Origin of the sequence: Aquibacillus rhizosphaerae (genome assembly GCF_030282825.1) — a bacterium.
Lineage (GTDB): Bacteria > Bacillota > Bacilli > Bacillales > Amphibacillaceae > Aquibacillus_C > Aquibacillus_C rhizosphaerae.
In genome coordinates, this window is record NZ_JASTZU010000018.1 from 331,971 (window position 1) to 356,102 (window position 24,132).

Annotated in this window: 25 protein-coding genes and 2 pseudogenes; 3 read left to right on the forward strand and 24 right to left on the reverse strand. The window is 34.4% G+C overall.

The genetic code is table 11. The annotated features are described in order from the left end of the window. Positions 1-2 precede the first annotated feature (2 nt). Positions 3-428 (forward strand): disulfide oxidoreductase, encoded by a 426-nt coding sequence (locus tag QQS35_RS05175; RefSeq protein WP_285930808.1) that lies wholly within the window; start codon positions 3-5, stop codon positions 426-428. Between the two features lie 119 nt (positions 429-547). Here the strand turns inward: QQS35_RS05175 and QQS35_RS05180 are convergent, their stop codons facing one another. From QQS35_RS05180 to QQS35_RS05240, 13 genes and pseudogenes are all read right to left on the reverse strand, one after another. Continuing rightward, positions 548-829 carry a hypothetical protein gene (locus tag QQS35_RS05180; protein ID WP_285930809.1) on the reverse strand — a complete coding sequence of 94 codons (282 nt, stop codon included), beginning with the start codon at positions 827-829 and terminating at the stop codon, positions 548-550. Next, positions 801-1,220, reverse strand: a complete 420-nt coding sequence (locus tag QQS35_RS05185; RefSeq protein WP_285930810.1) for a hypothetical protein — start codon at positions 1,218-1,220, stop codon at positions 801-803. The genes QQS35_RS05180 and QQS35_RS05185 overlap by 29 nt, the downstream gene beginning before the upstream one ends. Positions 1,221-1,556: 336 nt before the next feature. Beyond that, the gene (locus QQS35_RS05190) at positions 1,557-3,206 is read right to left on the reverse strand and encodes a metal ABC transporter solute-binding protein, Zn/Mn family (RefSeq protein ID WP_285930811.1); all 1,650 of its coding nucleotides are present in this window, start codon (positions 3,204-3,206) and stop codon (positions 1,557-1,559) included. A 225-nt stretch (positions 3,207-3,431) separates the two neighbouring features. Continuing rightward, complete coding sequence (locus QQS35_RS05195) at positions 3,432-4,289, reverse strand: metal ABC transporter permease (protein WP_285930812.1); 858 nt, start codon at positions 4,287-4,289, stop codon at positions 3,432-3,434. Further along, the gene (locus QQS35_RS05200) at positions 4,289-5,062 is read right to left on the reverse strand and encodes a metal ABC transporter ATP-binding protein (protein ID WP_285930813.1); all 774 of its coding nucleotides are present in this window, start codon (positions 5,060-5,062) and stop codon (positions 4,289-4,291) included. Before QQS35_RS05200 ends, QQS35_RS05195 begins: the two co-directional genes overlap by 1 nt. A gap of 124 nt (positions 5,063-5,186) precedes the next feature. Next, positions 5,187-5,291: pseudogene (locus QQS35_RS05205) on the reverse strand (GTP-binding protein); the annotation flags it as partial. A gap of 17 nt (positions 5,292-5,308) precedes the next feature. After that, complete coding sequence (locus QQS35_RS05210) at positions 5,309-5,512, reverse strand: GTP-binding protein (RefSeq protein WP_285930815.1); 204 nt, start codon at positions 5,510-5,512, stop codon at positions 5,309-5,311. 25 nt (positions 5,513-5,537) lie between these two features. Beyond that, positions 5,538-6,692: an FAD/NAD(P)-binding protein gene (locus QQS35_RS05215; RefSeq protein ID WP_285930816.1), complete on the reverse strand. Its 1,155-nt coding sequence runs from the start codon at positions 6,690-6,692 to the stop codon at positions 5,538-5,540. Between the two features lie 22 nt (positions 6,693-6,714). Then, positions 6,715-6,984 (reverse strand): 30S ribosomal protein S14, encoded by a 270-nt coding sequence (gene rpsN / locus QQS35_RS05220; RefSeq protein WP_285930817.1) that lies wholly within the window; start codon positions 6,982-6,984, stop codon positions 6,715-6,717. A 565-nt stretch (positions 6,985-7,549) separates the two neighbouring features. After that, positions 7,550-7,900, reverse strand: coding sequence for a hypothetical protein (locus QQS35_RS05225; protein ID WP_285930818.1), 351 nt, complete (start codon positions 7,898-7,900; stop codon positions 7,550-7,552). An 812-nt stretch (positions 7,901-8,712) separates the two neighbouring features. Next, positions 8,713-9,753 (reverse strand): serine hydrolase domain-containing protein, encoded by a 1,041-nt coding sequence (locus tag QQS35_RS05230; protein ID WP_285930819.1) that lies wholly within the window; start codon positions 9,751-9,753, stop codon positions 8,713-8,715. Positions 9,754-10,364: 611 nt separating this feature from the next. Beyond that, positions 10,365-11,348 (reverse strand): tRNA dihydrouridine synthase, encoded by a 984-nt coding sequence (locus tag QQS35_RS05235; RefSeq protein ID WP_285930820.1) that lies wholly within the window; start codon positions 11,346-11,348, stop codon positions 10,365-10,367. Between the two features lie 472 nt (positions 11,349-11,820). Then, positions 11,821-12,382: pseudogene (locus QQS35_RS05240) on the reverse strand (maltose acetyltransferase domain-containing protein). A 352-nt stretch (positions 12,383-12,734) separates the two neighbouring features. Here QQS35_RS05240 and QQS35_RS05245 point away from each other — a divergent pair. Next, complete coding sequence (locus tag QQS35_RS05245; RefSeq protein ID WP_285930821.1) at positions 12,735-12,917, forward strand: hypothetical protein; 183 nt, start codon at positions 12,735-12,737, stop codon at positions 12,915-12,917. A 121-nt stretch (positions 12,918-13,038) separates the two neighbouring features. Here the strand turns inward: QQS35_RS05245 and QQS35_RS05250 are convergent, their stop codons facing one another. The 6 genes from QQS35_RS05250 to QQS35_RS05275 all read right to left on the reverse strand — a co-directional run bounded on the left by QQS35_RS05250 (position 13,039) and on the right by QQS35_RS05275 (position 17,518). After that, entirely contained in the window at positions 13,039-13,608 is a 570-nt protein-coding gene (locus QQS35_RS05250; protein WP_285930822.1) for a DUF6434 domain-containing protein, read from the reverse strand. 317 nt (positions 13,609-13,925) lie between these two features. Then, on the reverse strand, positions 13,926-14,741 hold the full coding sequence (locus tag QQS35_RS05255; RefSeq protein WP_285930823.1) for an isoprenyl transferase: 816 nt from the start codon (positions 14,739-14,741) through the stop codon (positions 13,926-13,928). Positions 14,742-14,909: 168 nt separating this feature from the next. Then, entirely contained in the window at positions 14,910-15,134 is a 225-nt protein-coding gene (locus QQS35_RS05260) for a helix-turn-helix domain-containing protein (protein WP_285930824.1), read from the reverse strand. A gap of 9 nt (positions 15,135-15,143) precedes the next feature. Next, on the reverse strand, positions 15,144-15,635 hold the full coding sequence (locus QQS35_RS05265) for a DUF2975 domain-containing protein (RefSeq protein WP_285930826.1): 492 nt from the start codon (positions 15,633-15,635) through the stop codon (positions 15,144-15,146). A gap of 388 nt (positions 15,636-16,023) precedes the next feature. Further along, complete coding sequence (locus tag QQS35_RS05270) at positions 16,024-16,323, reverse strand: GGDEF domain-containing protein (protein ID WP_285930827.1); 300 nt, start codon at positions 16,321-16,323, stop codon at positions 16,024-16,026. After that, positions 16,295-17,518 (reverse strand): histidine kinase N-terminal 7TM domain-containing protein, encoded by a 1,224-nt coding sequence (locus tag QQS35_RS05275; RefSeq protein WP_285930828.1) that lies wholly within the window; start codon positions 17,516-17,518, stop codon positions 16,295-16,297. Before QQS35_RS05275 ends, QQS35_RS05270 begins: the two co-directional genes overlap by 29 nt. A gap of 189 nt (positions 17,519-17,707) precedes the next feature. Here QQS35_RS05275 and QQS35_RS05280 point away from each other — a divergent pair, with 189 nt between their 5' ends. Further along, positions 17,708-19,114 (forward strand): PQQ-dependent sugar dehydrogenase, encoded by a 1,407-nt coding sequence (locus tag QQS35_RS05280; protein ID WP_285930830.1) that lies wholly within the window; start codon positions 17,708-17,710, stop codon positions 19,112-19,114. 136 nt (positions 19,115-19,250) lie between these two features. Here QQS35_RS05280 and QQS35_RS05285 read toward each other — a convergent pair whose 3' ends face one another. From QQS35_RS05285 to QQS35_RS05305, 5 genes are all read right to left on the reverse strand, one after another. Further along, on the reverse strand, positions 19,251-20,045 hold the full coding sequence (locus tag QQS35_RS05285) for a hypothetical protein (protein ID WP_285930832.1): 795 nt from the start codon (positions 20,043-20,045) through the stop codon (positions 19,251-19,253). Positions 20,046-20,068: 23 nt separating this feature from the next. Next, positions 20,069-20,308 carry a hypothetical protein gene (locus QQS35_RS05290; protein WP_285930833.1) on the reverse strand — a complete coding sequence of 80 codons (240 nt, stop codon included), beginning with the start codon at positions 20,306-20,308 and terminating at the stop codon, positions 20,069-20,071. Positions 20,309-20,412: 104 nt separating this feature from the next. Beyond that, on the reverse strand, positions 20,413-20,820 hold the full coding sequence (locus QQS35_RS05295; RefSeq protein ID WP_285930834.1) for a ClpX C4-type zinc finger protein: 408 nt from the start codon (positions 20,818-20,820) through the stop codon (positions 20,413-20,415). A 331-nt stretch (positions 20,821-21,151) separates the two neighbouring features. Continuing rightward, positions 21,152-21,364 (reverse strand): hypothetical protein, encoded by a 213-nt coding sequence (locus QQS35_RS05300; RefSeq protein ID WP_285930836.1) that lies wholly within the window; start codon positions 21,362-21,364, stop codon positions 21,152-21,154. A gap of 480 nt (positions 21,365-21,844) precedes the next feature. Beyond that, entirely contained in the window at positions 21,845-24,112 is a 2,268-nt protein-coding gene (locus tag QQS35_RS05305; protein WP_285930838.1) for an ATP-dependent DNA helicase, read from the reverse strand. Positions 24,113-24,132 lie beyond the last annotated feature (20 nt).

Consider the following 24,132-nt stretch of genomic DNA (forward strand, 5'->3'; position numbering starts at 1 on the left):
GCATGGTAAACATGAGACAGTTCGCTTTATATTTTGCTTGGGTAGTTTCAATTATAGCAACACTTGGAAGTCTGTATTTTAGTGAAATACGTGGGTTTATCCCGTGTGAGCTATGTTGGTATCAACGAATTTTCATGTATCCATTAACCTTAATACTCGGGATTGGTACATTTCAAAATGATCCATCTATACGAAAATTTGTATTACCAATGGCAATTATTGGTTGGTGTATCTCTCTATTCCACTTTCTTGAACAAAAAGTCCCTGGATTTGCGGCCATTAAGCCATGTGCCAATGGGGTGCCTTGTAGCTCGGAGTATATAAACTGGCTTGGTTTCATTACTATTCCATTTTTAGCATTAACTGCATTTTCATTAATCATTGTATTTATGTTTGTTTTAAATACTCAGAAGAATAAAATTGAATAAGCTCTGGACAAAAAAACCTTTACTTTCTTCTGTAATCTTAAGTAAAGGTTTTTTTACTAGGTTGTATTATTTTCGTTTATTGATTTCAAATAACATTACTATGAACCAATGAATTGTTCCTATTCATGACGTTGTATCTTATCACCTTCCGTAGCATTTACAGATATCGGTTCATTTATTTCTCGTAATCCTACTTTAACAAACGGTGCTTCAACTCGACCAGATTTATCTAGCTCTTTTTTATCACTTGATTCAGTAACTTCTATTATAATTTCCGTTGTTTCGCTTTGACTAACATCATTTATTTTAATATCTTTCCCTTTATATTCTTCTCCCAATTTAATATGAACTTGTTTATTTCCCTCTATTAAATCAGAAGCCTCTATAGTAGCTATCATCACTTAAAACAAATGCATCCCCTTCATCTACAACCCAATACACACTTTCTGTAAGGTCAATGATAACTATGATACTAACTAGTAATGCTGGGAAAATCACAACATTAATCTTTTCTAATTTACTTAATCTATTTTTTATGGATTTACGACTGATAATTGGCAACAACACAGTTCCTATAATAGCGATTATTAATATACCGAAACTAATGAACAAATAAGTCATACCAGCCCATCCTCCTACAATCAACATTCCATAAGCCATAAACAGAACGATCGATAAGAAAGTAAACAAAGGAGCTAGGTATACATGTTTACTATTTTTAGAAGCTAAATAAGTAAAGAAATATATATTTAACCCAATTAATAATCCTATTAATATATACACAAATATCATCTCTATAACACCCTTCGAATTTAAAATTAGGCAAATAAATTAATTATTTTGTCCATGAAAAAGATAATAAAAATATCAAATAACAAAGAAATAATAAACATTCTCTTTCCACTGAACATAAACGTAAATATGATTAAGAAGATGGCTGCTGGTAGCAAACATGATGCTACCAAAGGTCAAGTATTTTAAATCACAATAAAAAGCAGAGATCAAGGATAACTTGATCTCTACTTTTCTATTGAGGACAGGTATTTACACATACATCGGTATAGTTAACCTGCTTTGCCTCGAATAATTTTCATTAATTAAATCCACATAGTAATGAATATTTACTCATTAATGTGCCACCATTTCATGGACTATTTCTTCTCCTGTCAATTCTGATGGGTAGTAAGTAGGCCATTTTGTGACTTCTTCTAGTAAAGCTTCCCGATCGTTACCCCAATACAAGTGGTAATGACCAGCTATTGTTGGATAAATACTGTGATCACTAAATTGAATATATTGTGGTAGTCCTTCAGTCTCTTCTGTAAGCTTGAAGATAAACCTTACACCTCTATTTCCAGCTTCATACGTTAAAATCTCATAACCATCATACGTGTACTTACCAGTCTTTTCTTCACCATTTTCATAAAATGTTACTGTATCTCCTTCAATTACAATACGATTTACCTCTGTTTTATAGCCTATCTCATAATATTCCTTATACTCTTCTGCTGTTTTTTCTCCATCATGTTCTGATTTATGAGCAAAAACTTCATCTAGCGTACCATCTTGAAGATAAGGATAAACAGACTGCCAATCTCCTTCCCAATCAGAGAGGGGACGATCCTCAATTTGGTCATCTTCAAAATATCCTGCATAAATTTGCTCTGTATCTTCTTCATGAGCATGACCATGTTCATGCTCATGTTCGCTCTCTGATGATTCATCTGTGACTGCTGGTGATTCAGATAAAGCTGTTGTTAATGCATCTAAATTAGATTGCATTAGTGTAAAGTAATCCTCATTATTCTCTATATCTTCTTCTGTTAAAACAGATAAATTGTGAATGCGCAATGTCTCTGCATTAATTTCCTTTCTAACAACATCAGCAACTTTTGGAGTAACATTTTGTTCAAAAAATACATATTTCAAGTCATGATTTTCAGCAATTTCAATGATATTTTGCAACTCTTTTTGTGATGGTTCGTTTGTTGGGCTTAAACCGGAAACAGGGATTTGCTCAATACCATAAGACTGCTCCCAATACCCGTAAGCAGCATGAGAAACGATAATTTCCTTACCAGGTAAACTATCAATTTCCTCATGAAACTCTTCATCTAATTTTTCAAGATTCGTTTTAAGTTCTTCAAAATTTTCATTAAATATTTGTTCTGAATCAGGCTTAAGTTCTATAAGCGTATTCTTGATATCCTCAGCTAACTGAATGGAACGAATGGGATCCAACCAGATGTGTGGATCTTTGTCTCCATGAGCATGCTCTTCCTCATGATTGTCTTTTTCTCCCTCATGATCGTGCTCTTCCTCGTGATTAGCATCTTCACCCTCGTGCTCATGACCACCATCTTCATCATGACTATGGTCATGGGAATGATTTATTAAATCTATCCCTTTTGAAGCTTCTATTATTTTTACATCTTCGGATTCAATAGCTTCTGAGATTTGTTTTGCGAAAGGTTCTAAACCTGCTCCAATATAGATAAAAGCATTTGCTTCAGCAATATTCACTATTTCTTCTGAAGTCGGTTCGTAATTATGAGGATTTGACCCCGCTGGTAAAATTGACTCAACGGAAGCTTCACCTCCTGCAATCTGTTCTGCAAAATACTGTAGTGGATAAACTGTAGTGAAAATCTTTAGATCTTCCTCTGAATTCTGTCCATTGGTGCTAGCTTCACTACTATCTGTAGCTCCATTCTCACAAGCAGCTATTACAAAAATCAGTGTAAATAAAGTTAAAGCTCTTATTACTTTTTTATACATTTTATAGTCCTCCTTAGATTATCAAACGAACTAACCGTAATTATTACGATTTATAGAATAAAAATTTTCACTTTTAAAAATACGAATGTTACTTATCAAGAAAATCTTCCTAAACTTCAAACTACCTTGCTCATTAGTTTTCTGATACCAATACATTACGATAGTTTTATAGATTTTCTTGCTTTCACCCCTTCTGTTCTAACATTTGCTCACGTTTCAAATTGATTAAACACCCTCCTTCACCATAAAGAATGAAGTACTTACATTCTTAGAAACTATAGTTACAATAAGAATAAGAATTGTGATCATCACAATGGTTCCGCCAGGGGGTACACTTAAGTGATAAGCCAAAACTAAACCAATCAGAACGGACGTTTCACCAAATAATACAGATAACGCAATGGTTTGCTTAAAACTCTTAGCTATCTTTAAAGCTGAAGCAACTGGTAACGTCATTAAGGCTGAAACAAGAAGAATTCCAACTACTTGCATAGAGGAAGCAATCACTAGTGCTACCATCAAAATAAATAAAAGGTGAATCCATCTCCCTTTTACACCTGATACCTTGGCATGATCTTCATCAAATGATAAAACAAATAATTCTTTGTAGAATAAGACAACGATCACGAGTACGATAATAGTTATAATTAAAACTGTCCACATATTGGAACGACTCACCGCTGCTACACTTCCAAATAAATAGCTAAACAGGTCGGTATTGAACCCATCTGCTAAAGAGATTAATAGCACGCCTAATCCTATACCACCAGAGAGAATAATAGGAATGGCTAACTCTTCATAATTTTTATACATTTTTCGGATCCGTTCAATTAAAACTGCCCCAAGAACAGAAAAAACCATTCCTAGATATACAGGATTCAAATCAGTTATCATAGCTACTTTTTTTTCTAATAACAGACTCGCCGCGATTCCTGTTAGTGTAATATGAGAAAGGGCATCTGCAATTAAAGAGAGCCTACGGACTACAATAAAAACGCCAAGTAACGGTCCGACCAGTCCAACTAGCATTCCTGTAACTGCTGCATTTTGCAAAAATTCATATTTAAAAAACACTTCGAACATTAGGATGTCACCTCCACATGGTCATGAATCAGTTGTTGGTCCATATGTTCATGCACGTGGGTAAAATTCTGTTTATTAAATTGTTTATATTCATCGGAGGTTCCCTGAAAGCTTATCGCTTTATTCACGCAAACTACGTGTGTCGCATGTTTTGTAATCGTACCAATATCGTGCGAGATCATAAGAAGGGTAATACCATTTTTTTTATTCAGTCTCCCCAGTAAGTCGTAAAAGTCATTCACATGCTTGGCGTCAATCCCAACAGTTGGCTCATCAAGAATCAATAATGAAGGGTCACTAACTAAAGCACGAGCAATAAATACTCGTTGTTGTTGCCCTCCTGACAACTCTCCTATTTTAGCCTTTGCAAACTTCTCCATTTCCACGATTTTAAGTGCTTCTATCGCTTTTTGTGTATGCTCACGTTTTAAAAATCGAAACATACCCAGTCTTGACACTAGTCCTGATTTGACTACCTCTAAAACACTCGCTGGAAAACCACCATTGAAACGATTAACTTGTTGCGAAATGTATCCAATTTCCTTCCAATCATCGAACTGTTTAATCGATTGATTAAATACTTGAATACTTCCTATGTTAGGCTTTATAAATCCTAGTATCAGGTTAACCAAAGTAGATTTCCCAGAACCATTAGGACCAATCATTGCAACGAACTGGCCTTTATCTACTGTAAAGTTCGCATGCTTAATCGCCCACTCCTTTTCATACTTAAAAGAAACACTATTTACTTTTACAATCTTACAATCAATCATTCATTCTATCTCCCCTAAAAGAAATCATTACGATTTAAAGCTAGCTAAAATCATTAGCTAATTGTTGATAGCTTTAAAGCTCACTAACTAACGGTATATACCGGCAACGGTTTTTAGAAAGTATCTAATCATATTTCATCTCATCGTTTATTAACAAACATTGATCCAACCCATTGATAATCTCGTCATCATCCATATCGATGCCGATAAATACCAACTCTGTCAATCTATCACCATTTCTTTTTTCTAACGCTCTGCTAGTTCACGTTCATCGAAAAACTGTATTCGTTCCTGTTCGGGAAAAATTACCATCCACTCTCCTGCATCTTGAATAGAAAGCGATGTTCTAGCTTGTGATAACATACCAGACACATCATTTCTTAAAGCTACCCAGAAGCATTCTTTCTTTCGAACAATACCAGATGGCCAACCTTCTAACCATTCAACCATCGTCCAGGGTGGAACGTTCTTTCCACTAAGCGTTTTGCGCTATGCGTTCCGCTGCTTTTCTAGCTCCCGCAATATTTCTTGAGACTGGCCCGACTTCTAATTCAGCAAGCGCTCCAGCAACGAAAAGTCCCTGTTTCCATTCCAAGGAAGAGGAAACGATTGGGAAACCACATGGAGCACAAGGAAGTTCTAATTGTTTGATGACAGATCGAAGCCAGTTTTCTCCTGGCATGCTGGCTTCTGCACCTGTTGCAAGTATCAGAGAGTCAGCGTTGATCATCTCTCCATTGCTCATGTAGATATGAACCGAATTCCTTATACTTTGAGCCTTCTCAATCTCTCCTGTATGAAAGTGCAACCTCCCTGCTCGAACTTGTTGTTTTAATTTCACATAGAGCTCTCTTGTTATGGAACCACGGTGTCTTGCTTGTTGAATAAGTCTTCGCCTTTCCGCATAGCAATTGACTTGATTATAAGCCCTTAAATATTTTGGACCTAACCAGCCTGGGTCACTATCGAAATCTTTAATCCGAAAAGGATGACGCTTCAGTAAAGTCACCGATTGAATGGAGCTTTTGTTTGACAACGTATAAGCAAGATGAGCTGCTGTCATTCCCCCACCTAAGATGACGACTTCACCAACTTCCGGAAGAGACGTCTCTTCATCGAAAATATGGTTTATCTTCTCTTTATTTTTGCAATCAGCAGCCCAGTTAGGGTATTGTGGCTTTTGATTGACTCCCATCGCTAGTACAACTCGTTCCCCTTTAACCACCCGATTATTAGAGATGGATACTTCCCAAATCCCCTCTGATTTGACAAGCCCCTCGACTGTCTCTTGCATCCAGCAATCTTGCATACCTAAAACGTTCATTTCATCCAAACTATGCTGATTAAACATGTCTAGACGTGGCCTTAGATATCTTCCTTTGAAAGGAAAGGCATAATCATTTGTACGTGCGTATTTTTTTAAACTATAAGGATCATTTGCTAAATGATGCACCATTGGAGACCTTAAACAGGACATGCCAATCTTTTGTGTAATTGTTCTCCACACATGCATTGGCGCAGCATGGGAATCAATGATTATAAGCTCTTCTTTGCTGACTTTTTCTTCAAGGAGACGGGAGGCCACACAACAACCTTGAACCCCTCCACCTATGATGATCCACTTATACATACAAACGTGATCCCCCTTTTTTCTACCAGCTTGATTTCTTCACACCAGGAATTTGACCTTTATGCGCATATTCTCTAAAAGCAATGCGAGACATTTTAAACTTTCTCATATAGCCACGAGGTCTACCCGTTACTTCACATCTACCTGTTAAACGTGTCGGGGAAGAATCCCGAGGAAGCTTTTTAAGTGCTTGATAGTCCCCTTTTTCCTTTAACTCTCTTCGTAATTCAGCGTATTTTGCTACCATAGCCTGTCGTTTCTTTTCTTTTGCAACTTTTGATTTTTTTGCCATTTATCTCACCAGTCCTTATTATAAATTTAGTACCGAACCTCTATATAAACTCGACTTACCGCTGTACTTTTATGACCATAGATTTTCCTAACTATATAGTTTTGTAGGTTTAATAATTCTCCAATCACCATTTGACAGATTTTCTAACCCTCACATACATCATTTTATTAAGTTCTTTTATCATCCTTCCAGACCATTAAAATCCTCTGTTTAAATAGTAATAATTACGATTTAAACATTAAAAAATTTTATTCCACTAAACATGGATGGAAGTGTCTAGAAAGCCTTTTTTTATGAACAGGGCTTACTAATTCGATTGATTTTATACCACTTGGTAACATTACGTCATGTTCTTTTTTTTGGAAAAAGAAAGCATAGATAAGGTATCGATTTAATCTTTATTAACACTACTTTATTTCGATAATTTCTTCGAGAAGATGGTTATATATTTAAATTTTCCAATCTAAATATCAATTACAATCATCATATTCTTTCTTAGAGGACAAACAAGGGTGCTTGGTCCGTAATCCATCTACACTTTTTTAACACTGGAGAATTTCAATACTCACGGCATGGTTACAAAGAAAACTTTCTTTTTTCCTCCAATTCTTGTACCAAGCTTATATGTATAATCAAACCATTGAATCCTAGCATACATGTCTTCCAACTTTTTGCTAATTACTTCTTCAATTTCATTTGTTGCATTTATAAATTCAGATAATGTCATATCAAAATGTTCTGCTAATTCTTTATGTGGTGAACCAATTTTAAGTCGGTCAATAAACTGTTCTGATGTTTTAACTTTATCTGCTATCTCGTCCTCCATTTCTATAACAGATTTATACATTACTTTTTCCTTTTCTGAAAGATCATCTAAGATTCTATCTATAAATAGCTTATGTAAGTAACGACTCATGCCACATTAACCTCCTTTCTAAAATTTTCATCTAAAACATAAAACGTAATTATTACGATTTATTATTTAAAAAAATACAAATTTTTTTAATAACTAGGGAGATTTCTTCGTCCTTCAAGTAAAACTCTTTTAACCTCCTTAGCTCAATACTTTCCAAATTATAAATCGTAATGATTACGTATTATAGCATTGCATTTTTAAAAAAACAACTCTTTTATACAATCTTTTTGGAAATATATACTAGCTAAGATTTTGCCAGGCTGGTCTTTTATTTTTAAGTACTTATTAATATGTGTTGATTTTACAATTATAAATTCAGCATCCTCTTTAATGTTCGAATCCGTTTTTCAAACATTGGCATAAAACCTTATCGACTAACTAATGTCATGATATAGTACAAAATATGTTTTTATTTCATTTATATTCTTATAGAAAAATACTTTACGGAAAATTTTATAATAATGATAAACAAGTGACAATGTCATTGTTGTTGACTGTAACACAAGAATGAAAATTAATTATTAGAGGGAAATTGTTATAACAACACCGTAATCTATTTTCTATACCTAAACGAAAAAGCATAGTTCACTTTTAAAAAGAACTTTAAGAATTCATAAATTACTATAACGACAAACGTATAAGAAAAAATAAAAGACAAAAGTTCGATTCAATACCACACTCTTACCCAACATTCACTTAATGCAATTTCAAACGTTTTTCTCTATTCTATTATCTAAATCAGCATTTTAATAAACATTTAAAAATAGTTATTAGTTTTTATTTTACTGTCTAAGTAATTAAGTAAGGGATCATCAAACCAATGCTCTTATTTTAGATTCCATTTCCATTACGTTTAGATTTGTATTAGCAAGTATTACAATTACGGTGTCACTTTCAGGATGATAGCTTAAAACATTCTCAACTCCTACATTAAATCCTTCTTTGTACATGGATTGAATTTCACCTGTTTTATCAATAAGAAATTCGAATCCATAACCCATCATAATCGCTTCATTTTTTTCTTCAACATATTTCTCTTTTGGATTGAATAACTCTTCTGTTAAATTCTTCGATAACATTTCTCCTGATTTTAACTTCAAGAAAAATCTGTTTAAGTCATTAGCCGTTGTATGCGCCCCACTACTAGGCTCTCCAATTGGAGGAAATGAATAAATATTTTTTCTAACACCTATTTCTATTCCTGAATCATTTACTAATTTCCCATACCCTTCTGCTACATTTTCATATATTCCATCCATGCTACAAAATTCAGTAGATGTCATCCCTGCTCTTTCAAAAATATTACTTTTAATATATTCCATATAATTTTCGTGCGTTATTTTTTCAATTACTAATCCTAATAAGATAAAAGCCGCATTATTATATCTACACCCTTCACCAGGACGGAACACACTAGGATTATGAATAAAATGTGGTAAATGGTCAACAATTTTCCTAACTGTATAATTAGGCTTTGATTTAAATAACTCCTCATAATCTTCCCCAGCGTCTTCGTCTACATCATCTCCGATTCCAGACGTATGAGTTAGTAGATGATAGATAGCTACATCTTTGGAAATTGTAGTATCTTCTAGTTTCAAAATATCCAATAACTTGTCTTCTAATTGTATTTTTCCCTTATCGACTAATTGTAGTGTTGCAACTGTGGTAAATAATTTTGTTATGGAAGCAGTGTCAAATCTAGTATGTATTGTATTTTTAACTTTAAATCCTCTATGAGCATAACCATGGGCATCGTGATACACTACCTTTCCGCCTTGTTTCACAAGACAAACTCCTGAAAACTCATAGTCTTGTATTATTTTTGTTATTTCATTTTTATAATCTAACATTTGAGTTACCCCCTCCTTAATTTGTCCTTATTTAAGATTATACAATCGATAGATCAACATTATATTATATACAAACAATTGAACTAGTAAAAAAGAACAAAATGAACCTAATATTGGACGAATTTTCAATAATTTCCTCAATTCATTTTAGCATAATATTCCAATAAATTAGTAATAAATTTAATCCCAAGTGAAAGCCAGTTACCTTCCTTATTTTTACTGGAAATATCGTTCTTACACCTCCAATTCCACCTTCGTACGTTACAATTTCATAGCATGATACGTGTACTTTCCAGCATTTACTTCGCCATTTTCACTAAAATATTATCATTCTATTAAGATTAGAATAAAACTAAAAATGGCCAATTCAGTTAAAGTATTAAAACTTAACTAGATTAAGTACACATTTTTAGAATGTTACCAAAACAAAAAAGCACTCGTGAACATTGTTACAACCACGTTCACGAGTGCTTTTATTATTATTAAAATTAACTAGATAGATTGTCAATCCACTACCGCTAATACAATCTGAATGCTCATTGCAGATAATACTTTCACTCAAACTATGTGGTAAATTCAACGTGTATATATAATGCATACCCTTAGCTTAATTACATTATACTACTATCACCATTACTTTCTCCAAAGTTATCAAGCAATGTACGCACTTCATCCGTGGAATGTGTGCTCATCAATTGATTCCTTAATTCACTCGCACCTCGAAAACCACGGACATAGATTTTAAAAAAGCGACGAAGAGGTTTGAATGGACGGGGTTCAAATTCTTTAGAATAGTTATCATGGAGGTCAAGATGTAACCTTAATAGATCTAGCAATTCCTCACTACTAGGGGCTTTCGACTGTTCTTCAAAGGCATAGGGATTATTGAAAATACCACGTCCAATCATAACCCCATCCACACCGTACTTCTGAACAAGCTCCAAGCCCGTTTGACGATCAGGAATATCCCCGTTAATCGTCAAAAGTGTGTCTGGTGCCACCTCATCACGAAGTTTCTTAATCTCTGGAATCAGTTCCCAATGTGCATCTACCTTACTCATTTCCTTTTTTGTACGAAGATGTATAGAAAGATTAACGATGTCTTGCTTCAATAAGTGTGTAAGCCAGTCGCGCCATTCTTCTACGTATGTGTAACCAAGTCGTGTTTTCACACTAACAGGTAAACCGCCTGCTTTTGCTGCTTGTATTATTTCTGCGGCAACTTCAGGACGGCGGATAAGACCGCATCCCTTCCCATTTGCTGCTACATTCTGCACAGGACAACCCATGTTGATATCCACACCGCGAAAACCTTCTTTCGCCATTCCAATACTCATTTTTCGAAAAAAATCGGGTTTATCACCCCATATATGAGCCACCATCGGTTGTTCATCTTCTGTAAAAGTTAACCGCCCGCGCACACTTTGTTTCCCCTCTGGATGACAGTAACTTTCGGTGTTTGTAAACTCTGTAAAAAACACATCAGGTCTAGCTGCCGCGCTTACTACATGTCGGAAAACAACATCCGTTACATCTTCCATTGGTGCCAATATAAAAAATGGTCGTGGTAAATCACGCCAGAAATTTTCAGTCATTTTTAAATTCAATCCTCTCATTATTCGGTCAGCAGATCTAACCACAAAAATAAAAAGCAAGAGATGTCTCTGCTTCTTTTACACTTATATCATGATTGAGAACTTTTTTATCAAAATATTATTATACTATTTATTAGTAGGAAATAAAAGTGTAAGAAAACAGTAAATCTAGTGAGGAAGAACCATATATGAATAAGTCTCTTAAGTATCTAATGACAAGAGGTTTGTAATTATTCACAAATCCTTTGTAAGCTTGACGGTGTATTTTATTACATCTAAAGGTAATATCTGATTAGCTGTGATCAAGCAAATCTAGGATAACTAATCAACCGCTTTTAGCCTTTCAATAAAAAAAGACAATTACTTTTAGTGTAATTATCTTTTAATTGTTCTATATTACTAGCTTTTTTCAACAAACGACTTTCTTTTAACAAAGTAAGCTGAGACCATGTTTAACAAGTTACTTTGATATCTACAACTCAATTTGTTTAATAATTCTTGCTAGGTTCCCACCAACCACTACATTATTTGACACATCTTTAGTAACTACTGCACCTGATGCGATTACAACATTGTCTCCTATTGTTATTCCTGGATTTATAATTGCACTTCCACCAATCCACACATTATTTCCAAAAATAATTGGTTTTGCGTATTCTTTACCTGAATTACGTTCAGTTGGGTTAATTGGATGTGTTGCTGTATAGATTTGTACGCCAGGTGTGAGCATACAATTGTTCCCAAATCGCACTTCACACACACATCTAAGATAGTGCAGTCAAAATTCGCAGAGAAGTTTTCTCCTACATGGGTGTTATAACCATAATCAAATCTGATATTTGGCTCCATATAGACGTTTTCCCCAGTTGAACCCAATAAACTTTTAATAACTTTGTTCGCTTTTCTCCTTCATCTTCTAATGTTTCATTATATATGCTAACTTTTCGTCTAGCATCATTGCATCCTTTTACTAATTCAGGATTAACTGGATTGTACATTTCTCCAGCTAACATGAGTTCTTTTTCCGTTCTCATCACCATTTCTCCCTTATTTGTATTTTTTGCATGAGACATTTAACTATATCAAAGTGACTATCAACATAGAATTCATTTCATAAAGCGAATTCTTTTTTCTGAAAAATGGTCAATATTAGAAGCCTTCTATCGGTATTTACAACTCTAAGCTTCAGTACCATGTCGTTTTTTGTGTCTTTCCTTCTCCTAAAAAAATATATTATTGCTAAGCATCAAAGAGTCTACTATTTATCGTTTGTATGTTTATTTCTTTACACAAGAGGAACTATATTGTTAAAATAATTATTTAAATAGAGCTTTAAACTAGAACGATTAATCTTTTGGATATATAGGACTAGAAAGGAAGATTAAAATGGGCACAGAAAAAGAAGTACATAGCCACAATGTAAAAGAAGGCGACAAAATTTCATTTAATGGCAATAACGGAAAAGTAATCAAACTATTAGAAAACTCAATAATTGTTGAATACTTTAATAATGAATCAGAAGATATAGATAGAACTGTACTCACCCAAGATGAATACACAAAGAAATAAAATAGCAAGTCAAAAACGAGTCTCAAGGGTTTTTGAGACTCGTTTTTGTTTTTATAAGTAAGAGCAATACAAAATAAAATGAATGTAAAGCCCATAATTAATTTCACAATTCTAAAGTAAGCTAGTTGTTAGATATGTATTTGTTGCTACCAGGAAGTTTCTTGATTTCATTCCAAGCTTCAATAGCTTCTTCACGGCTTTTACCTTTATTGTTCGGTTCAGTAAAAAAGTCTCGAATGAATTGATTATATTCAAATTGCGGTGGAATGTTCTTTAGATACGAAGGATCTTTTTTTCGCCGTTCTTCCTCATACCAAGCATCTGTAACATCACGATATGTTTTTCCAACATTCGTTTTAAAGTAGTTCTGGATATAGGTAGAAAAATGAAATTTGGGAATAATTGACTTAAAAAAAGCTCTTACGTCCTGACTACAACGATGATTTGCTGTTATAACTGTTTCAAGACTTAAACCTACTTCATTATTCATTCTCTTATTTATGCTTGATTTTTTAATAGGATTTTTTATCTCTCCTATTTCAATAAACCTTTCAATTCTATCAGCAATCTCTATCTTAGAGCCTGAAGTACTTATCCCATTTTCTCTACAAAATAATTGCAGTTCTTCTTTCAACCAATAAAAATCTTTAAAGCTCTGAATATTAATATCTTTTGTCAGATTAGGTCTCAACCACAACACCTCCTTATAAGGTAGTTAAGAAAAAATCATAGTATATTTTTTATATGTATTATAACAATAACTATACGAACAGACACTCCCTATTTAATTTATATTTCGTGTTTACAACAAATCATGAAAAAATTAACAAAGAGAGCCTATGTAAAATAAATAGACTCCCACTTAAATCTCTCATTGAAGTACATATTACCCGTTTTTTTGTTAGCAGACTTCACAGACATTTTAAAAAAGGTCCTACAGTCTATACATTTCGAAAATAATTCACTATTTAGTCACATCAGTACTTTCTAAAGCTAATATAAGTAAATTTAACTAAATTTCTGGCTTTTCTGGGAAATGTTATTAGCTGTTATCTCGCTCTCACTTATTCCGCCGTACCTTCTCTTGCGTTGTCGGTATTCCTCTAGTGCTTGCAGAAATTCCTTCTCGGAAAAGTCCGGCCATAGTACATCGCTAAACCAGAACTCCGTATAGGCAAGCTGCCAAAGCAGGAAATTACTTAACCGCTTTTCCCCTCCAGTTCGAATAAGGAGGTCAGGTTCTGTCATACCTGCAGTATAAAGGTAGTTCGAGAACTGCTGTTCATCCAGATTATCCAGTGATAGCTTTGCCTCGTTTATATCCGTGAGCATCTCTTTCATGGCGTTAAGAATCTCATTCCTGCTTCCATAGTTGAGCGCAATAGTTAGCTTAAGACCATCATTATGTCTCGTACGGTCTATCGCATACTGTATTGCTTCACGTGTATGATCAGGCAGGTTGTCAATATCACCGATTGTCTCAATACGTACATTGTTAGAGATAAGTTCCGGTAAATAAATATTTAAAAATTGCTTCGGAAGTTTCAATATAAAATCTACCTCAGTTTTTGGACGTTTCCAGTTTTCTGTGGAAAACGCATAAAGTGTTAAAGCCTTCACATTGCATTTGACTGCTACTTTGACAATTTTCACTAAAGCCGATAAACCTTCTTTATGTCCAGCAAATCTAGGCATTCCTCGTCTCTCAGCCCAACGTCCGTTTCCGTCCATAATGATTGCTATATGGTCCGGTGTATTACCTTCCTGATAATGAAAGGATTCTTTCGATTGTTTATTACTCATAAATGGCATTTTCATAGACATATTCTGCCTCCCGAAATATTGTTAATTTCTCCAATTTGCTAAGCACAATGTTCAAAATTAGCTTCCTTGTTAAGAAATGTATTCTTAAAATACTGGAACTTCCTTCATAAACCAGTCTTAAACGCAGATACATGAAAAATATGTATCCTTACTAGTACCAAGCCTACTTTACTCGCCCTGAGTGTTTTCCTCACTTCTGTATTCTAAAATATCACCAGGTTGGCAATCCAACGACTTACAAATTGCCTCTAACGTTGATAATCGAACTGCCTTTGCCTTTCCGTTCTTTAAAATAGAAAGGTTAGCCATTGTAATTCCTACCCTTTCTGAAAGCTCTGTTACACTCATCTTCCTTTTTGCCAACATCACATCAATATTTATTATAATCGCCATTTTGTCACCTCAGACTGTTAAATCATTTTCGGATTTTATGTGGATTGCTTGCTGCAGGAGTCTTTGGAGAACAGCAACAAATACTGCGACGACTAAAGCAGCACCAGCTATGACCATTCCGAACAATATGAGACCAGGTGCATCATCCCACTCAGCTATGATAAAAATTAATGGTAAAGCCAATATATACAAACCAAAAATTAATTTAGCGCAGTTCTTTATCGTCCTTAGCGCGTTCACCGATAATTCTGAGAAAGCTTGGTTTTTGTCAATATAACTTAAAAGCAATAACCCTTGATACAGCGCAACGTATAACGGTATCGCCGATCCATACATAATAATTAAAATACCGAACACAACATAAGCTAACACTGCACCATTTTTCACTTGTTCTATTCCTTCGATTGCGATTTGTGGTAACAAAAGAATACACAAAGCAAGCACTGAAGTTCCAATCAGAAAAATAGATATCTTTAAAAAGAGTGTTGATCCCTGTTTCATAAAAAGCACCTCACCTATTTATTTTCATTTTTATTCTAACAACACATTTATTGTTTTGCAATAAATATTTATTAATTTTACAAGTATTTTTATTGAATTTATTATTTTCAGACCAAGAGAAAGAGCATTCTTTATTATCAGAATGCTCTTTCTCTTGGTTTCGACTACTTCATTAATCAATCACTTCCTGCACTGATACTGGCTTTATTGAAAATTAGACTAAGATACATTTTCGAAAGACAAATATTTTTAAAATTTAATTAGACTTCATAGTTGTTTTTTATAAAGAAAGTTAACTTTAAATTTATAGCTTAGTGCTCATTGTATTGTAGGATTCTGTGTACACTTGTACTTGATTTCGACCTGATTCCTTAGCCTCATATAAAGCTTAATCTGCTTTGTTAAGAATCTGATATAGTAGCTCCCCAACCCCTTCTGCTTCAGCTACACCAAGGCTTAACGTTATAGAAATCTTTTCATCAGATGTCGAAAATGAACTTCTCTCCACTTCCCTACGCATTTGATTTGCGATAGCTTCTGCTTCTGTTGTTGAATAACCCTGTAAAGCAAGTACAAACTCCTCACCGCCAAATCGCGCAAAAAGCATCCCATCTTTTAGTTGTGCTTTACAAACACCTACTACATGCACAAGCAACTGATCACCAACATAAATGACCGTATGTATCATTCACTTTCTTAAAATAATCGATATCAATCAAGATGACACTAAACGGTATAGCGCTTTTCATTGATGCGTCTAAACTTTGTTGGCATTGTTCAAAAAAGGCACGGCGATTATAAATTTGCGTAAGATCATCATAATAGGCTTGATGTTCCAGCTTTTCTTGAAGCTCTTTTACCTCGGTAATATCGCTAAACAGTAATAAAAGACCATTGCTATTATTCGTTTTTTGCATCTTTGTAGAACGAACCTGATAGATTTTATTTTCGTTTCCAAGTTTCTTATACCGTAATTCACCATGTATATTAGGCTCTATGTTATAAGGGAACGGATTACTAGAAAGTTGGCTCCATACCTTAGTAAAATTCTCCCCAAGCATAGACTTATTTATGTTCGGAAACAGACTTTCACACGCTTGATTAAATTCTATTATTCTATAAGAATCATCTAGTACAATAACGCCATCATCTATACTATTAAAAATAGCGTCTTTTGCAATAGGTATAATCGAAAATAAACGTGAGGAACTAATCGCCCATACATATAACAAGGAAGTTAGCCATAGAGACATTGGAACTGGATCAATTCCTGGAGGTGTCAACCCAATGAGATAAATGAAAGCCGTTAGCATGGGGACTAATTGTCCAAAAAGTAATGCGATTAATTGGGGGCGGTACACCTTAGCTGTTTCCTTCCAATGCGAAATTAATAGAAAGAAAGCGATAAACATACAAGCAAAGGTAAACATCCCATGAATCATGTACCATATCCCTATTTCCTGATGGACAAAAGGCGCTCCGAGTACCGAATCAAATGCATACACACGATAATGCAAATGATGAAAATCATTTGTCACAACCATGACCAAGCTTATAAAGGGTATGATTATTAGGGGAATCCATTTTCTCTTTGTAATTTTAATCCCTAGATAATGCATAATGAACAGTAATCCAAGCGGAGAAGATACTGGCATGCCAATATATTGAACAATTGTCCAGAATTTCATTTCTTGCAAAGTTGTTGACATAAGCCCAAATGCTGATCCAATACAATAAATGGTAATACTCAATGAATACAAAATAAACCAATTTGCTATATTTTTAAACTTATGGCGCTTCATAAAGACATATAGACAAAGATAAATAATTAATACACTCGATGTGCAAACAAGGGTTATATATGCTGTCAATTCTGTATTCACGTTGTTGCTCCTCTATTAGCAGAAATGTTTCTTTTAATTTAGCATAAGTGTGCATAAAAGTGGATGTTTTTCTTTATTTTTACAAATAAATGATGCAGAAAAAGTTTCTTATGTTGACACTTAGTACTAATAAAAGCATGAAAATCATACGATTGTAAAAATAGAACAACAGCTAAGGAGTGACGTTAATTGGAAAAAGTTATTTTAAATTTACAACCAATCGTTAGTAATCTCAATTTACCTACTGTTATTAAATCTATCGTACTCCCAGGTGACACAGTGGAAAGTCTATTTATTGCAACCCAGGTCGGTGAGATATTTTACATAAGAAACGGTGAAATAAAGGTGTTTTTAGATATTCGCTCACATGTCATTTCACTTGAAGAATACGATGAACGTGGATTATTAGGGCTTGCGTTTCATTCTAGTTTTTATGATAATGGTTTATTTTATCTCCATTATTCTGTAGCTGGTACGGAAGGTCCTGGTGCCCTCTCTAATTCTTTTAAACCTAATCCCTGCGACTCAAGTACGCTAAATTTAGATTGGACGCACAGAGAAACACAATATAGCCATGTTAATACGATTGAAGAATGGGGATTGCAATCGAATGAACAGCCGCAAAAACGGCGAACATTACTTCGTATAAAAAGACCCTTTTCCAATCATAATGGAGTGAATAGCTTAAACTTTTCACCAGAAACAGGAAAACTCGTATTCACACATGGAGACGGTGGATCTGGGTATGATCCCTTTAATTTAAGTCAGGACATTTTGGAAATCGCCGGTAAAATTATAGAAATTGATGTTACCACATACATAGCTATCGACCCTCCTGTTGTAACTCGTTTTAATGAGCTTCCTAAACCTATCCTAGCAACCCTTTCGCTAATGGCAAAAGGAGTACGTAACATACCTGGTATTTCCTATCAATGGTTTTATAATCAGTATGTGAAATATGTGGGAAACGTTGGGCAGGATTTAGTAGAGTCCGTCTATTCCTTCGTCCACTACAAACCGATCCCGGTCAGCCAACTTGTTCAAGCTGAAGCAAACGGAGGTAAATTAGACGAGGAAGGATTGATTAACTTTGGGTGTCGAGCGTGGGAAGGTGCATTCCCGACATCAATCATAAGAAACTGCGCAGATGATGGTCCTTTGGACAAAAAAGGAATGGCCTATTATAAGGAAGCTGTAAAAATTGCAACAAAACGGCTGCCACCTTTGATGATTTATTTCCATCAGGATCCTCGACCAGATAAGTTTGAAGCAACAGCACTTACAGGTGTTCAGGCGTATTTGGGGAATAGAATCCCTACTTTGACAGGTACAGTAGTGTTTTCCGAGCTTTCAAAAAAAGGAAACGCTAATGGTCCAGCAAGAGGAACGTTAGCTTATACACGGTATAGATCAGATGGGATGTTAAATAGTTTTATGGAGATTCAGACTAATGATCCATTCGATTCAAATGATGCGTACTATGTTAGTCTTGGCACAAATATGAATCAGTCTAGAATTTATGTAGGTGTGTATGGCTCTATGCAGGTAACTGATTATAACCAAGGAACTGTTTTTGAGATTGTCCCGAGAGGATAGATTTCTATGGTTTAAGGCATTACGAGTAGCAACTGTTAATTGATACCTAATTGCTGAATCTAACTTATTAATTTTTACGCTATTCTATAGCAAAATCTATCTTGTTTCAAAGAAAACAAAAACTCATGTTTTAACCCTAAAAATCATAGTCAAAATGCTGATTAACAAAGTCTGTCATAGGACTACTATCACCTTCATTCCCTATATAATCTAAATCAAAATCATGAAAATACAAATACGCAATGCTTTGTTTTTCATCCGATGTTCCAATCATACCAAAGGATTTTGGAAAGTGTGTATGATCTTTTTCATTTCCTTTAACTACATTAAAAATATAACTATTAACTGAAAATTCATATTCAGCTATGGATGTGTTCAATTTTTTGGTCAAAAATATATAGTTCTCTGCTAATTTTTCTTTTTCTTTTGTATATGTTTTATCATCGTATGTAACAATAAGTGCAACCGAGTTGGATTGAAACAAAAGCATTGTTTTTGAAGTGTATCTATATTCAATATCTTCATATTCAGGTAAATTATCCAGTGCGGGCATCGTATCCCTTGCACGTGTATCAATGTTAGTTCCAGTGTTAAGATAATCTTCTATATCTGTACTTGTATCGCTGCCGAATGCCTTACCAAATAAAAATACAACCCCTATCAAGATCGTTATAACTAATAATGTAATCATTATTAGAATTGTATTTACTAATAACTTTTTCATTGATAATTCCCACATTGGACCCCCCATTGTATTCTCACCTGATTTTATATACCTGTTCTTTAATAGGAGCTGGAGCATCGATAACTCCTTGTTCATATTTGTACGAGTTAATTCATGAATATATCTAGTTAAAACTCTTTCCCATTCATCATCTAAAATCACACCATTTTCAGTGACATACGCCATAATAACTAAACCGTGTTGCAATTCATCTTCGCTTTTTAGAGAAGTTATAAACTCATTAAGTATTTTTTCGTCCCCGTCTCTCCTTTTACGAGAAACAGTAAGTGTAATATCGAACCTTTATAACTTCTCGGATTAATAGGGGCATGACCCAATTCTCGCCCGATTTTCTCATTGATAAACAAAACATAAAAATCAGTTATTTCTTCAAAATTCTCTTTAATAAAAGGACGTATTTCAGTTTCAAAATCATCCGCCCATTTATCAGCAATGTAAGTATCAACCATTTGTTTATAGCTTTTGCAGGATAATAAGTAATCGATTCAATTTGTATATATGGGAGTATACTACAACCCTTTAGCTTAATAAAAAATTCTAATATCCATTAGAATTAGTCTTTCTTTTGATATTTAATAACTTCTGATCCAAATTCTAAACATTCACTACAAATGGATACTCCTGGTCCAAGAGCTAACTCACCTACGTCTTCTTTACTTCTACCACAAAATGAACAAGCTCCCACGTTCTTCACCTTGTTATCTTTAATTGGTTTCGAATTCTTTTCTAACGCGTTGTATAACTCATCAACTACTTTCGGTTCAATATAATCAAAGTTGCCTTTTAATTTTATAGTAATAGTTGTATAAGCAATGGCCATTCCTTCGTAAAAACGTTGTCTTTCTAATTGATTGCTACTTTTTGACTTTTCTTCACACAATGAGCTCAGTTTCTCTAATTCCATGATAACATCTTCAACTTTTGCACCTCTAAACATTTTTTTTCTAAAATCTTCGTCCATTTCAACACCTCTTTCTTATTTTATGTAAACATTTGTTTACATCTTTTATAAGGTATATTCTCTGAAACTATAAAATGTACCTTTATATTCTAAAAAATTTCGAGTGTGGTATTTCTAAAAAGGATTAGAGATACAATTTTCAACGAAAAAAGAGCCTTAACCCTTGTTGGATTAAAGCCGCGATAGTTGAATACACTCATAAGCTATTTTAGGTTTTACGAAATAATAAACAACAAAAATTCAACCACGGAATACTTAGCATGACTATCTATACAATATTCCAAGCAGATTGTTCTTTTACTAAAGATATACATTCTTTTGTTTTCAATTCTTAACCTTTTTGCTTCTTTACACCAAATAACTTTTTGATAACAAAGTAAATTGGAGTAAAAATTGCCAACCAAATACCTAAATCAAGGCAAGCTGACACCAAATTAAATTCGTCACTAAATAAATTATATTCAAGATTTAAAAGCGCTGTTACCCATTCATGAATTAGAATAGTTAATATAATACTAATTATTCCTGTAGCAGTTTCTTTCAAGAAACTCTCCCCTTCTCTAATACACATAATTCTCATTCGACTTTAGCATAATTAAAAAGTCCAAACAATGTATTTCATTACACTCCTAATTAAAACGCCAAAATAAGTATTATCCAGTTCCTGTTGCCTTCTTTTGCACCATCTTCAATTAATGCACTAGCTCTTAATGATATTGCACCAAATTATTCCAACTACGCTAAGCCACCTTAAATTCTAGCTGAAGACTAACGCAACAAATAAGATCAACACATCAATACCAGATTCACCTTTACCTTAAAAAACTTATACTGCGTGGAAAAAATCCACCTGAAATAGGTAACATCAAACCCTTTTCCCATTGGGAGAGTGCATTGTTTTAACTTAAGCTTCATTGCAATTCATTAATTGACTTCTTTCAGAAAAAGTTCAAACAAAAAGACTTCAATTAAAATGAATAATTGAAGCATTAGTCTAGACTATCAAGATAGCAGGAGCACTTTATTAATTGTCACCAGCAATTTTATAGTGCTGCCATTCATAAGGTATTAGATTCAGGTACTTCTTCTGTAAAAATCGATCATCAATAAGTGCGATCACACCAGTATCTGAATCAGATCGAATAAGACGTCCGCCAGCTTGCAATACTTTGTTCATTCCTGGATATACATAAGCATAATCGAAGCCATTCTTACCAACCGATTGGAAATAGTCCTTTATAATATCTCTTTCAAAACCAATCTGTGGCATACCAACCCCAACTACGATAACACCTTGTAATCGGTCACCTTTTAAATCTACTCCTTCAGAAAAAATTCCTCCGAGTACAGCGAAACCTACCAATCTTTCGGCGCGTTCAGACTTAAACTGCGTGAGAAAATCTTCTCTTTCTGCTTCTGTCATTCCAACATCTTGCATCATGGTAGACATATTTGGATAATGATCGGTAAACTGATCATACGCATTTCTCATATATTGATAGGACGGGAAGAAGATTAAGAAATTTCCGTGCCTTTTATCGATAACATCTTTAATAAAGTGCACCATAGGCTCGATTGTCTTTTCTCTATCCCGATACCTCGTCGATAACGGTTGAATCATAACCTCAGTGTTTTCCCTCGCAAAAGGGGATGGAATAGAGATAACATAATCGTCAGATTGCCCACCGAGTAAATCTTTATAGTAATCTGCAGGTATTAACGTTGCTGAAAAAAACACCCTTGCCCTAAATCCTTTACCCATTTTTAGAATTTGCTCGGATGGGTCAAGACAAAATAACTTCATCATCACTTCACTCTTATGAATGTCAACATACGTAATAAATTGTTCATTGTATAATTTAGCAATTTTCACAAAGGTTTGGGCAGCAAAATACGTATCTAGCAACAATCCATGTTCCATTCTTACCAGCTCTAGCTCTGCTTCTACGATGAACGTTTCTAGTAATTCTACTAGTTCTTCGTCTAAGTCCTTTCGTAAATATTCCTCAGACTTCTTTACTTGTAATAAATAGTCATTGATCGCTTTTGCCTGTGTAGCAAGACGGCTATTATTAAACTCTCTTTTCAGCTGCAAAAAGTTAGATTTATGAATCGCAGCAGAATACATTTCCCTCGCACGGTCAACTAGGTTATGTGCCTCATCTACTAGTATTGTGGTTTTCTTTTTCTGATCTTCCAACAACCGCTTCAACGATACTCGCGGGTCAAAAATATAATTATAATCACAAATAACAGCATCCACTGCATAAGCAAGTTCAATGGAAAATTCAAAAGGACAAACCCGATGTTTTCTAGCGTATCGTTCAATAACGCTCCGATTTATCATTTTCTCCTGTTGCAAAATATCAATAACCGCCCCATTTACTCGGTCATAAAAACCGGCTGCAAATGGGCAATCTTTACTCGTGCAAATGGTTTCCTCTTGAAAACAAATTTTATCTTTGGCGGTTATGGTCAGAACTTTAATATCTAGGCCATAATCAATCAATTGCCGAAATGCTTCTTCTGCAGTTGTTCTTGTGATTGTCTTTGCAGTCAGATAAAACAACTTCTCCAGTTTTCCTTCGCCAATAGCTTTAACAGCAGGAAAAATAGTAGAAATTGTTTTACCTATCCCAGTCGAAGCACTTGCAAATAGTGTTTTTTTATCATCAATGGTTTTATATACGGCACCAGCAAGCTTACGTTGACCTTCACGATAAGTGTCAAACGGAAATGCCAGTGTTTTACTTGTCCTATTTCGCTTTTCTTTATGCTCTAACTTCACTTTTAAAAAAGGACCATATTTTTCTATGACATCATAAACGAAGGATTCCAATTCCTCATATGTCATTACGCGACGAAACTTTTTCTGTTCTAGCGTTTTCACCTGAACATACGTAAGCTGAATCGTCACTTCCGATAAATCGTGGTCACCAGCATAGATATAACCATAAAAAATTGCCTGTGCCCAGTGTACTGGATGTGTATCTTCCTGAACATCATCCAGTGAATGTATCGTGGACTTTATTTCGTCAATTGTCACTGATTCATCACTTTTAAGCAATCCATCACAACGTCCATCCACTCGAACAACAAATTCTTGATAAGGAATATCTGCTTCTACAAACACTTCCTTTTCATCTTGTTCCTCATATCCTTTTTGGATTAACTGATGGATTCTAGTTCCTTCTATCATCACCTGAGACGTACGGAAGCCAGACTCAATACTGCCAGTACGATACACGTATTCTACTAAATTTCTTACTGAAATTTTCACTATGTTCGTCATTTCATATCACCTAAAATAAT

Coding starts and splice junctions, on each gene's coding strand:
- QQS35_RS05185 (WP_285930810.1), bottom strand. CDS start 1,220: ATGATATTTGTGTATATATTAATAGGATTATTAATTGGGTTAAATATA.
- QQS35_RS05235 (WP_285930820.1), bottom strand. CDS start 11,348: ATGACTGAAAATTTCTGGCGTGATTTACCACGACCATTTTTTATATTG.
- QQS35_RS05195 (WP_285930812.1), bottom strand. CDS start 4,289: ATGTTCGAAGTGTTTTTTAAATATGAATTTTTGCAAAATGCAGCAGTT.
- QQS35_RS05290 (WP_285930833.1), bottom strand. CDS start 20,308: ATGGTTGATACTTACATTGCTGATAAATGGGCGGATGATTTTGAAACT.
- QQS35_RS05270 (WP_285930827.1), bottom strand. CDS start 16,323: ATGATACATACGGTCATTTATGTTGGTGATCAGTTGCTTGTGCATGTA.
- QQS35_RS05210 (WP_285930815.1), bottom strand. CDS start 5,512: ATGGTTGAATGGTTAGAAGGTTGGCCATCTGGTATTGTTCGAAAGAAA.
- QQS35_RS05265 (WP_285930826.1), bottom strand. CDS start 15,635: ATGAAACAGGGATCAACACTCTTTTTAAAGATATCTATTTTTCTGATT.
- QQS35_RS05230 (WP_285930819.1), bottom strand. CDS start 9,753: ATGTTAGATTATAAAAATGAAATAACAAAAATAATACAAGACTATGAG.
- QQS35_RS05215 (WP_285930816.1), bottom strand. CDS start 6,692: ATGTATAAGTGGATCATCATAGGTGGAGGGGTTCAAGGTTGTTGTGTG.
- QQS35_RS05245 (WP_285930821.1), top strand. CDS start 12,735: ATGGGCACAGAAAAAGAAGTACATAGCCACAATGTAAAAGAAGGCGAC.
- QQS35_RS05305 (WP_285930838.1), bottom strand. CDS start 24,112: ATGACGAACATAGTGAAAATTTCAGTAAGAAATTTAGTAGAATACGTG.
- QQS35_RS05260 (WP_285930824.1), bottom strand. CDS start 15,134: ATGGCGATTATAATAAATATTGATGTGATGTTGGCAAAAAGGAAGATG.
- rpsN (WP_285930817.1), bottom strand. CDS start 6,984: ATGGCAAAAAAATCAAAAGTTGCAAAAGAAAAGAAACGACAGGCTATG.
- QQS35_RS05225 (WP_285930818.1), bottom strand. CDS start 7,900: ATGAGTCGTTACTTACATAAGCTATTTATAGATAGAATCTTAGATGAT.
- QQS35_RS05295 (WP_285930834.1), bottom strand. CDS start 20,820: ATGGACGAAGATTTTAGAAAAAAAATGTTTAGAGGTGCAAAAGTTGAA.
- QQS35_RS05190 (WP_285930811.1), bottom strand. CDS start 3,206: ATGTATAAAAAAGTAATAAGAGCTTTAACTTTATTTACACTGATTTTT.
- QQS35_RS05255 (WP_285930823.1), bottom strand. CDS start 14,741: ATGTCTATGAAAATGCCATTTATGAGTAATAAACAATCGAAAGAATCC.
- QQS35_RS05175 (WP_285930808.1), top strand. CDS start 3: ATGGTAAACATGAGACAGTTCGCTTTATATTTTGCTTGGGTAGTTTCA.
- QQS35_RS05200 (WP_285930813.1), bottom strand. CDS start 5,062: ATGATTGATTGTAAGATTGTAAAAGTAAATAGTGTTTCTTTTAAGTAT.